This is a genomic window from Lysinibacillus sp. NPDC095746 (assembly GCF_044763535.1).
GTDB lineage: Bacteria > Bacillota > Bacilli > Bacillales_A > Planococcaceae > Lysinibacillus.
Genome location: NZ_JBIWGL010000054.1, coordinates 1 through 13,431 on the forward strand (window position 1 = coordinate 1; position 13,431 = coordinate 13,431).

The window sequence follows — 13,431 nt, forward strand, 5'->3', positions numbered from 1 at the left end:
TCCTCACTTTACTTTATTTTCGTGGTTGAAAACATTGTAACCAAGAGGAAAGAAAATGACCCCTTTTCTTTTTACACAATTATACGGACTCAATCCACAATATTAAGGACTTGACAGAAGAATCGGCAGAGCGACGGAAGAACCCGCCGAAGTGACGGAAAGAATCGCGAACGACGGAAGAACCCTTCGAAGTGATGGAAAGAATCACCAGAGCGACGGATGGAACCATCGAAACGACGGAAAGAATCGACAAAACAACGGAAAGCCCCATCCTAAAATGAAGGATAACCCAGTCAAAGCTGCCATTCTAACTATTAAAATGACGAATAGAATCATCAAGTCAACAGTTAGAACCACAATTATTAATTAGTCTAAACACTAGATTTGTTCTTCAAACTAAAGAACTGTAAACAAATGGCGAAGGACATAGAGATTACTGCGAAATAAATCAATGTTATTGTTCCGATGTGTAAGGAAAGTACAATACCGCCTAAGCTTGCACCGATTGCACTGCCTAAATAATTTACTGAACTGTTTAATGCTACTGCAGAACTTCCGTTTTTCGGCTGAAACGATAGTAAAATATGTTGTTGAGGTGCTTGGCATGCCCACCCCATTACGCCCCAGACAAAGAACGGTAAGTACTTTAATATAGGTAAGCTAATCATTATTGGTATACAAATAAAGGATAAAGTTAAAGTAAATAAAATGATTGTAACTAAAGATTTTGGTTTTCCGAAGTAGTCGATTAAGTAACCAATCATTATACTTCCAACTAAGCCACCGAAGCCCCATGCCCAAAGATATATCGTAATATTACTGGAGTCTGCCATTTCTTCTAATAAGGGAGATAGGTATGTGTATAATCCTAGGCTCGCAACACTGGCGAAAAATGTTATACATACGGTTATAGTTATTCTTTTATCTAGGAACATTTTTAATCGTTCGTTAAGTGCTGGGGGAGGTGTTGTTGGGAAATCAGGCAAAAAAATAACCATACATACAACAGCAATGACACCGATTATCACTAATAACCATAGTGTTACTTTCCAATCAAATACGTTCGATATATAGATGCCTAAAGGAACACCAAGCACTGTTCCCAAGCTCATTCCCCCAATAGTCAATCCTAGAGCTCTTCCTTTCTTTTCGCTAGAAACAAACTTTGTAGAAGCCGCTACAGCTAAAGGTGAAAATAAGCCAGCGCCAGTTCCCGCAATTGCTCTCGATAGTAGAAGAATAGAAAAGGTCGGCGCTAAAGCTGTGATGCTATTCGCTATCGTAAAGATTAACATTGACCATATTAAGATTTTTTTAATTGGTTTTCCAGCAAGTAAAGAAGAAAATACCGGCGCTGATATTGCGTAAAATAACGTGAAAATACTTACAGCTTGGCCAACTTGCGCTGTACTTTTTTGATACGTATCACTAATTCCTGGGAGAAGCCCTGCGATCACATAGGCATCAAAACCTAAGGCAAACATGCCAAAGGATAATAATAAAACATTTTTCATTTAAAGAACCTCCATATATTAATGATGCTAAGTATTATGTCGATTAGATAACCTATAACAATATGTTATAATCGAAGTACCATCTATATTTAATAGATTACTAAAAAACGTTGAATATGGAACAATCACTATTTTATAGGGGTATAACAAATCGTTATAGGGTATGGAGGAATACAATGAATACAGAATGGTTACATAGTTTTATTGCTGCTGCCAATCAAAAAAGTTTTTCTAAAGCTGCTCAAATTACGAATCTATCCCAACCTGCACTAAGTAAACATATAAGAAACTTAGAGAATAATCTTGGCGTCGAACTATTTCATAGGACATCCATTGGTATCGAATTAACAAAAGCTGGTGAACGTTTCTACACTCGAATTACACCCCTTTTGGCTGAAATATCTGCCATTCGTAAAGAATTGCAGCATTTTAGTCAAAGCAATCCTATTGCTATTGGTGCGCTGCCTAGTTTAGCCACTTACTATTTGCCAAACAAAATGCAAAAACTTAAGTTACTAGATCGACCTATAACATTAATGATTCAAAATACTTCAAACGAACTGCTACAATCTTTAGAAAAAGGTAGACTTGATGCTGTCTTTGTGGATGCCAAATATACCGGAGAATCTTTGTGGACTTGGGAATTGTTTACGGAACCTTACTATGCGGTGTTTCCTGTGAATCATCGTTTTAATTCAAGAACAACAGTTAAGCTTGCAGAATTGTGTGAGGAACCGCTTATTGTTCATCAAGCTCCTTGTGATTCAAGGAAGGATATAGTAGAACAAATACAATCACTTGGCTACACGCCGAATATCATAAGTGAAGTGAACTTTGGTGATTTCGTTTTTGGGGCTGTAACTTCTGGAATGGGAATTACGATTGTACCCGAGCTAATGGCTAAAAATATCAGTCATCTTCAACTTTTTGCTTTACCTATTCATAATTTTGGGAGATCCAGAACGATTTCATTGGTTACAAAAAATAAAGAATTAGGATCGAAATTCTATCAATTAATATCAAATTAAATAGAAAAGAAGCTGTCTCCAAACGTTTAGAGGAGACAGCTTCTTTTAATTATTTAAACCCCATTAAATCCTTAACCTTTTTTGTATTTTCCTCAGATGTTAGCATTTCGAGTAAGCTAAATGCAACGTCGAATGCAGTTCCAGGATTTGATGATGTAATAATATGTTCAGTTTGAACAATTCGTTCATTGACGATGTCTGCACCATAGGATTGTAGTTGTGCTAATCGTTTACTTGTTGGATGATTATAAGTAGTAGCTTTTCGATTATTCAGCACTCCGCTATGACCTAAAATTAGGGAAGCTACACAAACCGTTGCAATCGGTTTTTTATGTTCATCGAAATGACGAATGACCGCCTGGAATTCCTCGCTAAAGGCATCATCATAAAATCCAGCTTCTTCAAAACCTCCAGGAATCGCTAGTGCATCAAACTCCGCTAATGAAATTTCATGAAGTAACTTTTCGGGTGTTACGTTAAAATTCCATGTACATTGTAATTGCTGATGCAATCCTACGGTCACGACCTCTGTTGTGCCGTCTCCCTCCCATTTATTCCAGCCAAGTACATCTGTAAAAACACTCGCTTCAACAGCCTCGAAACCATTTGCTAATAGTAATAATATTTTTTTCATGTTGTTAATGCCTCCTTTATATGTTTAATTGTAAAGAAAAGGGCTATCTAATGACAGAAGCTGTATAATGTAATTCAGATGAATTGCTTTATTATAAAAGGAATTTTATTAAATCTAATTAATTAAAAAAGGTGGATACATATGGATCAAATAGATACAGAAATTTTAAAGCAATTGCAGCGAAATGCAAAAATGTCGATGAAGGAATTAGCGGCGACGGTTCATTTATCATCTCCAGCAGTTATTGAGCGTGTTAAAAAATTAGAAGAGCAGGGGATTATTGAGGCTTATAGTGCGAAGGTAAATTTAAAAAAGCTAAATCGCGATATTCAAGCTATTATTTTATTTAAATCAATTGATTGTAAAAGTCTTTCGAATTTTTGTAACGCACATCCTGATGTCCTCGAATGCTATCGTGTAGCGGGTGAAATAAGTTATATTGTAAAAATTGCAACTAATTCAGTAGAAACATTGGAACAGTTTATAGATGAGGCAATGCCTTATGGAACGCCATCTACAAATATTGTGCTTTCTTCAAATAAAAAAGCGGTCATTGCTCCTTTCTCTGATGAAAATTAGAATAAGTAAATTTGGAGTTTATCCAGATCTTTATTTAAAAAAATACAAAAAAGCAAACCTCATTATCGTGAGCACCGTTTATAGGGTAGAGAGGGGGAGAGATGTTGCTTGAAATTAAAGAACTCGAAGAAATAATGCAGCAGCATACAGAAAGGCTCATCCGACTTGCCTTTTATTACGTCAAGGATTTACAAAGTGCCGAAGATATCGTTCAAGATGTATTTATTAAATTTTACGATAATCAGCAAAACTATGAAGAAAGAGGAGAATTACGGGCATATTTATCGAGGCTCGTTATTAACAAAAGTAAAGACTATTTACGCAGCTGGACATACCGTAAAATACAAGTTCAACAGAAGATCTTTGCTAAGCAGGCTATTACGAAAAGGGACATGCTAGTACAGCAGGATGAACAAACCTTAGTAGAAAACGCCATCTTAGCACTACCATTAAAGCAGCGTGAGGTCCTTATTTATTTTTATTTTGAGGAAATGCCTGTTATTAAAATTGCCGAGCTTTTAAGTATTCCGGAGAGTACGGTGAAAACAAGGCTACGTCGTGGACGAGAGTTATTAAGGCCGAAGTTACAGCATATTGAATGGGAGGTCCTACTGCATGAGTAAAGTCGATGTGAGGGTATTAAAGGATTTAACAGAAAGCAAAAAACGTGTTATGACCAATGTAGTACAGCATTTGGAACAGCGTGAGATGAAAAAAAAGTCTTGGCGTTGGCAGTATAGTGTAATGTCTATTATAGTAACAATTTGTATTGGAATCTTTTTATATGCTCAATACAGCGAAAATCAAGATCAAAAAGCAAGTACACCAGAGCAATCAATAAGTACACCAATTGTTTTAGATGAAAATTATCTAAAGTTCATTTTGAAGTTGGATCCTCGGGTGGAATGGTCCAATGATGTAAGGAAGCAGAAGTTTGACTTCTTTTTAGAAGAAGAATCTTTGTATGCTTACGCACAGTTAAAGGAGATAGTGCCTACACAACAAAAAATTGATAAATATCTTGATATTTTTATAGAAGGCAGTGAAAAACAAAACCAAGTGGTGTTTGCCAAGAAATTACAAATACTGAATGTTACAAGAGAAGAATATTTCGAACAATATATAAATCCAATAGCATATAAAGTGGCAACAACTGATTCACTTTGGGAACATGAAAAAAATCAATCTAAAGATGTAAATAAATCGATCCAATATTTTTTATTGAAGAGAGAAGCATTGGATTATTTAGAGGAGCATTATGGTCAAGAAATAGAAGCCCTACGTAAAAAATATGAGATTCCAGTAGTGGAAAAAGAAATTTATTCAAAACGTGGGGTAGTCGTAGCAATCAAGGAACATGAATTTTTAGTCGTTTCGAACGCAGATAAATCGACTATTGGTAAATTATCAATAAACAAAATCGTACAAAAACATGGTAATGGTACGTGGTTCCCATTAATCGATAATCCTACAACATTGTCCCTTGGAGATTATGTAGAAGTTAACTATAGCGAAGAATTAGAGAAAGATGATGATGCTATCATAAAAATTGCGGATATAGATAGCATGAAAATACTGGAAGGCCATTAATGAACGAGGCTAGACAATTCAAAAATTTCAAGAATGTCTAGCTTTTTTATAAACTATTTTTTATAGTTGGATTAAGGTATAATTATTGTAAGTATTTGTATAATGAGGGATGGAAGCTGGAGGGCATTTATCGAGAAAGTGGTTTTTCATTATTCGAATAAAAGTCACTATAAAAAGGAGAAAAATAATGGGTATACTACAAAACGAAAACTTATTGAAGGAAGATGACTTAAAAGAAATACTCAAAGAATTACAAAGTGGAGCTAGAACATGGCAGCACAAGGATCATACGGATCTCATTCAATCCATGATGCTACATATCGGTTCATTAGATAGTGAACTACGAGATGACTTAATTTATGGATCGTTTTATGACTTGATTCATGAAAAAAACTTACTAGAGCATGCACATTTAACGGAGCTTTTAGAGGAATGTTTGAATCATTTATTATATAAGGGTATCGAAGAGAGGGAATCGGATTTAGTTTTTACCCGTACATTTACGTCGCTATTGATTGCCCTAATATTATTTAGAGATAACGCAGATGATTTTTTATCCCAACAGAAAATCGCTGATTGTAAAGATAAAATATTAGCTTATTTAGCAGCAGAGAAGGATGTAAGGGGCTATGTGCCAGTGAAAGGGTGGGCTCATAGTGTTGCCCATACGGCTGATGCAATCAATGAATTGGTGAAAAATCCAAAATTAAATAAAACCTCTTATATTGAAATTGTAAGGGCATTATACAACGCCATTTTGCAAGAAAATTATGCTTTCATACATAATGAAGATGAACGGATTTTAGTACCTATTTTCACAATGCTTGGGCATGGTTTAGAGGAGCAAGAGATCATTAATTTACTGCAAGTATTACCTGCTACTTTAAAAGTAAAAAAAGAACAGCTCGATGTACAGCATCATAGAATCTTAGTTTTTAACTGTAAATCCTTTGTGAAAAGCTTTTATATTAAAACAAATGGGAATCCTAAGTTCGTGACTCTTCATAAAAGCCTCGAAGCATGTCTCGATGAATTATAGGAAAATTACGACCAATATTAGTACTTTGAAATGATTGACAGACAAAAATTAGTTTGTTAAGATGAGTGACAATAAAAGCATACAAATTCGTTGATGAGAAAGAGTAGTGTTTCATTTTGTTCTACAGAGAGCCGACATATTGGTGGAAGTCGGTGTGCAGGTGTTACATGAAGATCCTCTCTGAGAAGATTGGCTGAACATAGTAAGCTAATCCGGGTGTCTACCGTTAAAAAGAACACGTATGATTGTACGTTGCTGAGTGCTATTGAACGTTGCTTCAATAGAATTAGGGTGGTATTCGCGGTTAACCCCGTCCCTTACTTGGGACGGGGTTTTTGTATGCCTTTTATACATTTAGTATAGGAGGAATGTACATGCAAGTCGAAGTAAAAAAAGAAACAACTGTAGAAAGAGAGACAAGGATTCGTCGATTATGGGAACAAGAAGGAACGTTCCAAGCGTCTGTGGCGAACCGTTCTAGCAATAAGCCTTTTGTTTTTTATGAAGGTCCGCCAACTGCGAATGGTTTACCACACGTAGGTCACGCATTTGGCAGAACAATAAAAGATGTTGTGGCTCGATATAAAACGATGCAAGGTTATTTGGTTGAACGTAAAGCTGGCTGGGATACACATGGTTTGCCTGTAGAGTTAGGCGTGGAAAAAAAGCTAGGTATCTCTGGCAAGCAAGAGATTGAGAACTATGGTGTTGAACAATTTATTCAAGAGTGTAAGGGCAGTGTTTTTACTTATGAGAAAAAATGGCGCTCCTTTACGGAACAGCTTGGCTATTGGATTGACATGGATGACCCGTATTTAACGCTAAGTAATGATTATATTGAGTCCGTTTGGAATATTTTAAGTCACGTGCACAAGAAAAAGCTTTTATATAAAGGGCACCGAGTTTCACCATATTGCCCTAGTTGTCAAACATCATTAAGCTCTCATGAGGTTGCACAGGGCTATAAGGATGTAAAGGATTTGTCTGTCACAGCAATGTTTAAGCTAAAGGATAAAGATGAATATTTTCTAGGCTGGACAACGACTCCATGGACATTACCCGCTAATGTTGCATTAGCTATGAATCCTAAGCTTATGTATGTTCGAGTGAAGCAGTACAATAAAATCTATATCGTAGCAAAATCACTAGTGAATAAAGTTTTTGCTGATTCTGTTGAAGTGTTAAGTGAACATGAGGGGCATGAATTTGAAGGTGTGTCGTACACCCCACCATTTTCTTATGTCAAAGTGAATAAGGGGCATGTCGTTGTATTAGCAGATTATGTCACAGAGCATAGTGGAACTGGTATCGTCCATATCGCACCTGCGTATGGGGAGGACGATTATAAAACGGTACAGCAAAATGAGCTGTCGTTTGTGAATGTTGTTGATGTAAAGGGTTGCTATACAGAAGAGGTTGCAGAGCTTGCCGGTAAATTTGTGAAAGATTGTGATGTCGATATTATAAAAATGCTTGCGAAAAAGGGGCTATTGTTTGATAAGGAAAAATATGAGCATAGTTACCCTCATTGCTGGCGTTGTGATTCACCATTGCTTTATTACGCAACTGACAGTTGGTTTATTAAAATGTCTTCATTGAAAGATAAACTTTTACAAAATAATGAACAAGTTACATGGTATCCTGATCACATTAAACACGGTAGATTTGGCAATTTCTTAGAAAACTTAGTGGACTGGAATATTAGCCGTAATCGCTATTGGGGTACACCGCTAAATGTGTGGGTTTGTCAGGATTGTGGTCATGAAGAGGCGCCAAATAGTATGGCATCTTTAAAAGAATTAGCGAAAGACACTTTACAAGGCATCGAGCTTCACAAACCGTATATTGACAAGGTTGTGTGTACTTGTCCGAAATGTAGTGGTGACATGAAACGTACACCAGAAGTAATCGATGTATGGTTTGATAGTGGATCCATGCCATTTGCGCAGCATCATTATCCTTTTGGAGACCTTACTACTTTTCACAATCAATTCCCTGCTGATGTTGTCATCGAAGGCATCGACCAAACACGAGGTTTTTTCTATAGTTTATTAGCGGTTTCGACTTTATTTACAGGGAAGGCACCTTATAAAAATGTCCTTTCCTTAGGGCATGTTTTAGATGAGCATGGGCAGAAAATGTCGAAAAGCAAAGGGAATGCATTAGAGCCAGTTGAACTAATAGAACAGTACGGAGCAGATGCTTTAAGATGGGCATTCTTAGTGGACAGTTCTCCTTGGAATCCTAAACGCTTTTCTAAGAAGATTGTGATGGATGCGAAATCAAAGTTAGTTGATACACTAGATAATACGTTCAAATTTTATCAATTATATGCGGAAATAGATGGCTTCCAGTACGATGCTGAAAAGACAGGTAAACGTACAAAGCTAGATCATTGGATACTTTCTCGGTTACATCATACAATTCAGCTTGTGACAAAATCAATGGATGACTATCAATTTACACAGGCAACACGTGAAATCGGCAAGCTTGTGGAAGAACTAAGTAACTGGTATATCCGTCGCTCACGAGCAAGATTTTGGGCAAATGGGCTGACAGAGGATAAACGAGGTGCCTATAGTACACTGTATGAGCTACTAACGACAATTTGTCAATTACTAGCACCATTCACACCATTTATTGCGGAAGATTTATATCGACAATTAGCAGGAAAAAGTGTTCATTTACAAAACTACCCAACATACAATGAATCGCTCGTTAATGCTAAGCTTGAAAAAGAGATGGCGAATATTTTAACAGTCGTAGAGCTTGGCCGTAGCATCCGTAATAGTCAAGGAATCAAGGTAAAGCAGCCGTTAAGTGAAATCATTGTTTCTGTAGATGGCGAGTTAACAGATTATCAACCATATAGCGAGCTCGTGAAGGATGAATTAAATATTAAAGAATGCGTTTGGACAAATGATTTTTCAGCTTACGAAACGGTTCATTATAAGCTTAATTTTAAAACAGCAGGTGCAGCATTTGGAGCTAGAGTGAACAAAGTAAAAGATTATGTAGTGAATTTAAATGACGAGGAGAAAAATATATTACAGCGAACGGGTTCAATAGCTTTATCGATCGATGGGGAACAGGTAACATTATTAAAATCACACGTGTTAACCGAATCCATTGTAAAGGACCAGTATATGTTAGCAGAAGATGCTTCATGCCGAGTTCTTATCAATGTTCATCTGACATCTAGCTTACTTGAGGAAGGGCAAATTAGGGAGTTAATTCGCACAATTCAAGATACACGCAAACAATGGAAACTGCCTGTTGAGCAATATGTATCGATTTCGATTACTGGAAGTGCTAAAGCAATAACCATCATCCAGCAGCACGAAGCGGTACTAAAGGCAAATGTGTTATTAAAGGATATTCATTATGTGAGTGACCATCATAGTGAACAATATATGGAGACAGAAGTGTTTGATGAAAAAGTTACTGTTTATTTCAAGCTATAAAATTCTTTATGATCGGGTAAGTTTCAAACGCTCTGATCCACAGAAGAAGTGGTCAAGTAAGACCAGAAATTAATATTTTATAATGCACTTAACACAATCAGAAATAGCTATTTTAAGCTGAACTAATTTTGATATTAGTTCAGCTTATTTGTGTTTAAAGATATAGTTTGAGTTATATAAAAGTATAGTATTCTAACAAATTGTGTAGCGAGGAATAAATAATTGATAAAACTCCTTTTTAAAAAAAATGATTAAAATGAAGTTTTATCAATTAAATGAGCCTTATTCAACTAAATCGACCGTAGATGGATGTTCATGTCAAAATCATCTCTAGACTTTATCATAGACGAACAATCCGTCTTTCTAACTTTTTAATCTTAGCATCAGCTGAGACAGCAAAGGTGAATGATAAACAAGCAAAAGAAAAGGCCATAAGTGCAAAAGAGTTCATGTAAATACCTCCGAATAATAATAAAGGAATACTGTTTTACTTTACGTATAAAAAATGGAAAAGGTTTCAAATAGTTCATGACGATTGAAAAAGATAAAGCTGCAGCGTCGTTACACGCTACAGTAAACGAATGAACACTTTGAAGAAATTAATACATAATGTACTTATCGAATATCAAGAATTTGTAAAGAATCATATTTAAACTAACGCAAGTTTGTTAGAGGAGGAAAAAGTTGGATTTATATCGAAATATTATGTAATAAGTTTGATTGGAGTGCCTACAATGATTAAATTCTTTAAATATAACTGGCAAGTAAGGGATGAATGGTTTGATTGGTGCAATCAACTGACAATTGAAGAGTTGTTAAAAGACCGTAGGGGTGGGGTAGGAAATATTTTATATACACTTTTTCACATAATTGATGTGGAATATAGTTGGATTCGTGGTATTCAAGGGAAAGAAGATGTAGCATTTCAGTTTGTTAATTATAATACACTTGAAAAGGTTAAATCTCTTTCAGCTAAATCACGAAATGAAATAGCTGAATTTTTAGCAACAAATTTAGGAAGTTTAAAAGAAAAGCTAGTTAGTGTTTCTTGGGATGAAGATATATATACTGTTGATGAGATATTACACCATATCATTACGCACGAAATACACCACATGGGTCAACTTTCTGTATGGGCGAGAGAATTAGAATTAAGCCCTGTACCAGCTAACTTTATTGGAAGAGAGTTAATGAGGAGGACTATTAATGAAAAGGAATGAAAAAACATATTTAAGTATAGAAGAGATTATTTCAATATCAACCTTATCCGATACAAACATAAGTGATGATGGCAAAAACGTAGCATTTGTCAAGAAGATGGCTAACTGGAAAGACAATATTTATAGGAATCATGTATGGGTATATGAAAAAGATAAGGGGCAGTGTTCCCCGTTAACAACTAGGGATATGGATAGTTCAAACCCTTTATGGTCTCCAGATTCTAGAGCTATCGCATACCTTAGTCCAGTTGATGATGGGCATAATAAGAAAAACCAGATCTTTGTTAAGTCTAAAGATGATTATAGGGGTGTTCAAATTACTGATGAGAAAGAAGGGGTCAGTAAATTCAAATGGGAGCCTACTGGTAAGGGTTTATATTATGTTGCACCATCAAAAGAATCTAAGGCGATAAAGAAACGTAAGGAACTATATGGAGATTTCCATCAGATAGGTAAGGAATACCAGAAAAATTGTTTATATTATATTGAAATAGAAAAAGTGATACAAAATGATAAAGATGAACACGAAAATAACGTTGTTAATCAACTAACTGATGGTAAGGATTTTCATGTTCATGAATTTGATATTTCAAATGATGGGAAAAAGGTTGTATTGATGGCTACACCAAGTCCAAATATGGAAGATTATAATAATGGCGTTCTATACATACTAGATATTAAAGCTAGGAAACTACAAAAGATAACGATAGATAAGTTGTTGGCAGGGGATGTTTGCTTTTCTCCTGATGGTAGCAAAATATGTTACTCAGCAAGCATAAGAGAGAAGGATTATTATAAGACCCATATACAAGATAGTACGCTAGAAATATACGATATGAATAATGGAGAGCTAATTCAACCTTTAACAGATTTTGATAGTACGGTTATGCCATTACAGTGGACAGCTAAAGGAATATTAATTAGATGGCAGAATAAAACTAATTTTCTTATTGGGTTGTTATCTGAGAATGGCTCTGTGGAAATGTTAAGCGATAAAGTAGATAGCTTTATTATGGATGCTTCTATAACACGGGATGGAAATCATCTATCCTATAATAAGGCTATAACAAATGAAACCTTTGAAATTTATTTAGACGATAAAAAAATAACAAGTGAAAATAGCTTTTTCAAAGGAAAGCTTAAAAGTAATAGGGAAATAATCTCATGGCAAAGTAGTGATGGTCTTGAAATAGAGGGAGTTTTATCAACCCCAGTCGACTTTGACGCGAATAAAAAATATCCCTTATTAGTGGTAGTCCATGGTGGTCCAGCCTGGGCATCATTTCCAATATTTTCGAACTGTTTTAATGAGAAATATCCTATTGAACAGTTTATCGAAAAAGGCTTTATCGTTTTAGAACCAAATTATAGAGGAAGTTCTGGTTATGGTAATGAATTTTTAAAAGCAAATTATAGAAAACTAGGGATTGTTAACTACGATGATGTTATATCTGGAGTGGATAAACTAGTTGACAAAGGGATGGCAGATAAAGATAGAGTAGGGGTTATGGGCTGGAGCAACGGGGGATATGTAGCAGCTTTCTGTTCTACATTTAGTAGTAGATTTAAAGCTGTTTCTGTTGGAGGCGGAATAACGAATTGGAGAACCCAATATGTAAATACTGATATACCTTACTTCACAAGGACGTATTTAGGAAATGATCCATGGAATGATCCAGAGGTATATACTAAAACATCACCAATGACATATATTAAATCGGCCTGTACTCCTACTTTAATTCAACATGGCGAACAAGATGCAAGAGTACCAATTCCCAATGCATATGAGCTATATCAAGGATTAAAGGATATGGAAGTTGATACAGAATTAATTATTTTTAAAGGAATGGCATATAGTTCTGACCAGCCAGGAATTAATGTGGCAATTATGAAGCAGAATTTGATGTGGTTTTCCCACTATATTCTTGGAGAAAGTATGAAAGATTTTACGGTTTTATGATGAATAAAGGATATCCTCACAGGATGCGAAAGAACAAATGGTTCTCATTGATTTTTAAGATGATTAAAAAATTTTTTACATAAATACGAGGGGGATTAAAATGGAGATTCGTTCAGTTACAGGTTCAGACTACTATGTAATTTCACCGCTAATCAATGAGTGGTGGGGTGGCAGGAATATGTCGGATAAGTTACCAAAACTATTCTTCGACCATTTTACACAAACGAGTTTCATTGCAGAAAAGGATGGTAAACTTGTAGGCTTTCTAATAGGATTTCTTTCTCAAACTCATTCAAATGAGGCGTATATATAAATGCTAATTTAAATATGTACATTCCTGCTTGAATAATGATGTACAAAAATGCTCTTTCATTTCATACTAATACCGAGGTGTTAGTATGCA

Annotated in this window: 10 protein-coding genes, 1 pseudogene and 1 other annotated feature; of the genes and pseudogenes, 9 read left to right on the forward strand and 2 right to left on the reverse strand. The window is 35.4% G+C overall.

All coding sequences use genetic code 11. The annotated features are described in order from the left end of the window. Nucleotides 1-371 precede the first annotated feature (371 nt). On the reverse strand, nucleotides 372-1,514 hold the full coding sequence (locus ACIQ7N_RS23180; protein WP_402936554.1) for an MFS transporter: 1,143 nt from the start codon (nucleotides 1,512-1,514) through the stop codon (nucleotides 372-374). Between the two features lie 176 nt (nucleotides 1,515-1,690). On the opposite strand from ACIQ7N_RS23180, the gene ACIQ7N_RS23185 reads away from it, so the two are divergent. Continuing rightward, on the forward strand, nucleotides 1,691-2,542 hold the full coding sequence (locus ACIQ7N_RS23185; RefSeq protein ID WP_402936556.1) for a LysR family transcriptional regulator: 852 nt from the start codon (nucleotides 1,691-1,693) through the stop codon (nucleotides 2,540-2,542). Nucleotides 2,543-2,591: 49 nt separating this feature from the next. Here the strand turns inward: ACIQ7N_RS23185 and ACIQ7N_RS23190 are convergent, their stop codons facing one another. Further along, nucleotides 2,592-3,176: a DJ-1/PfpI family protein gene (locus ACIQ7N_RS23190; protein WP_402936558.1), complete on the reverse strand. Its 585-nt coding sequence runs from the start codon at nucleotides 3,174-3,176 to the stop codon at nucleotides 2,592-2,594. A 141-nt stretch (nucleotides 3,177-3,317) separates the two neighbouring features. Here ACIQ7N_RS23190 and ACIQ7N_RS23195 point away from each other — a divergent pair, with 141 nt between their 5' ends. The 8 genes and pseudogenes from ACIQ7N_RS23195 to ACIQ7N_RS23230 form a co-directional block, all read left to right on the forward strand. Then, on the forward strand, nucleotides 3,318-3,755 hold the full coding sequence (locus ACIQ7N_RS23195) for an Lrp/AsnC family transcriptional regulator (RefSeq protein WP_402936560.1): 438 nt from the start codon (nucleotides 3,318-3,320) through the stop codon (nucleotides 3,753-3,755). Nucleotides 3,756-3,856: 101 nt separating this feature from the next. Then, nucleotides 3,857-4,378, forward strand: a complete 522-nt coding sequence (locus ACIQ7N_RS23200; protein WP_402936562.1) for a sigma-70 family RNA polymerase sigma factor — start codon at nucleotides 3,857-3,859, stop codon at nucleotides 4,376-4,378. Continuing rightward, nucleotides 4,371-5,345 carry a DUF3221 domain-containing protein gene (locus ACIQ7N_RS23205; protein WP_402936564.1) on the forward strand — a complete coding sequence of 325 codons (975 nt, stop codon included), beginning with the start codon at nucleotides 4,371-4,373 and terminating at the stop codon, nucleotides 5,343-5,345. The genes ACIQ7N_RS23200 and ACIQ7N_RS23205 overlap by 8 nt, the downstream gene beginning before the upstream one ends. Nucleotides 5,346-5,532: 187 nt before the next feature. Next, nucleotides 5,533-6,384, forward strand: a complete 852-nt coding sequence (locus tag ACIQ7N_RS23210; protein WP_402936566.1) for a DUF2785 domain-containing protein — start codon at nucleotides 5,533-5,535, stop codon at nucleotides 6,382-6,384. Between the two features lie 81 nt (nucleotides 6,385-6,465). Next, nucleotides 6,466-6,705: a binding site (T-box leader), on the forward strand. Nucleotides 6,706-6,758: 53 nt separating this feature from the next. Continuing rightward, nucleotides 6,759-9,848: an isoleucine--tRNA ligase gene (ileS, locus tag ACIQ7N_RS23215; protein WP_402936568.1), complete on the forward strand. Its 3,090-nt coding sequence runs from the start codon at nucleotides 6,759-6,761 to the stop codon at nucleotides 9,846-9,848. 734 nt (nucleotides 9,849-10,582) lie between these two features. Then, nucleotides 10,583-11,068 carry a DinB family protein gene (locus ACIQ7N_RS23220; protein WP_402936570.1) on the forward strand — a complete coding sequence of 162 codons (486 nt, stop codon included), beginning with the start codon at nucleotides 10,583-10,585 and terminating at the stop codon, nucleotides 11,066-11,068. Beyond that, entirely contained in the window at nucleotides 11,055-13,028 is a 1,974-nt protein-coding gene (locus ACIQ7N_RS23225; protein WP_402936572.1) for a S9 family peptidase, read from the forward strand. The genes ACIQ7N_RS23220 and ACIQ7N_RS23225 overlap by 14 nt, the downstream gene beginning before the upstream one ends. A 100-nt stretch (nucleotides 13,029-13,128) precedes the next feature. After that, nucleotides 13,129-13,338, forward strand: a pseudogene (locus ACIQ7N_RS23230) (GNAT family N-acetyltransferase); the annotation flags it as partial. Nucleotides 13,339-13,431 lie beyond the last annotated feature (93 nt).

Excerpts from the sequence above, each read along its gene's own strand:
- ACIQ7N_RS23180 (WP_402936554.1), bottom strand. The coding sequence starts at position 1,514 with ATGAAAAATGTTTTATTATTATCCTTTGGCATGTTTGCCTTAGGTTTT.
- ACIQ7N_RS23185 (WP_402936556.1), top strand. The coding sequence starts at position 1,691 with ATGAATACAGAATGGTTACATAGTTTTATTGCTGCTGCCAATCAAAAA.
- ACIQ7N_RS23190 (WP_402936558.1), bottom strand. The coding sequence starts at position 3,176 with ATGAAAAAAATATTATTACTATTAGCAAATGGTTTCGAGGCTGTTGAA.
- ACIQ7N_RS23195 (WP_402936560.1), top strand. The coding sequence starts at position 3,318 with ATGGATCAAATAGATACAGAAATTTTAAAGCAATTGCAGCGAAATGCA.
- ACIQ7N_RS23200 (WP_402936562.1), top strand. The coding sequence starts at position 3,857 with ATGTTGCTTGAAATTAAAGAACTCGAAGAAATAATGCAGCAGCATACA.
- ACIQ7N_RS23205 (WP_402936564.1), top strand. The coding sequence starts at position 4,371 with ATGAGTAAAGTCGATGTGAGGGTATTAAAGGATTTAACAGAAAGCAAA.
- ACIQ7N_RS23210 (WP_402936566.1), top strand. The coding sequence starts at position 5,533 with ATGGGTATACTACAAAACGAAAACTTATTGAAGGAAGATGACTTAAAA.
- ileS (WP_402936568.1), top strand. The coding sequence starts at position 6,759 with ATGCAAGTCGAAGTAAAAAAAGAAACAACTGTAGAAAGAGAGACAAGG.
- ACIQ7N_RS23220 (WP_402936570.1), top strand. The coding sequence starts at position 10,583 with ATGATTAAATTCTTTAAATATAACTGGCAAGTAAGGGATGAATGGTTT.
- ACIQ7N_RS23225 (WP_402936572.1), top strand. The coding sequence starts at position 11,055 with ATGAAAAGGAATGAAAAAACATATTTAAGTATAGAAGAGATTATTTCA.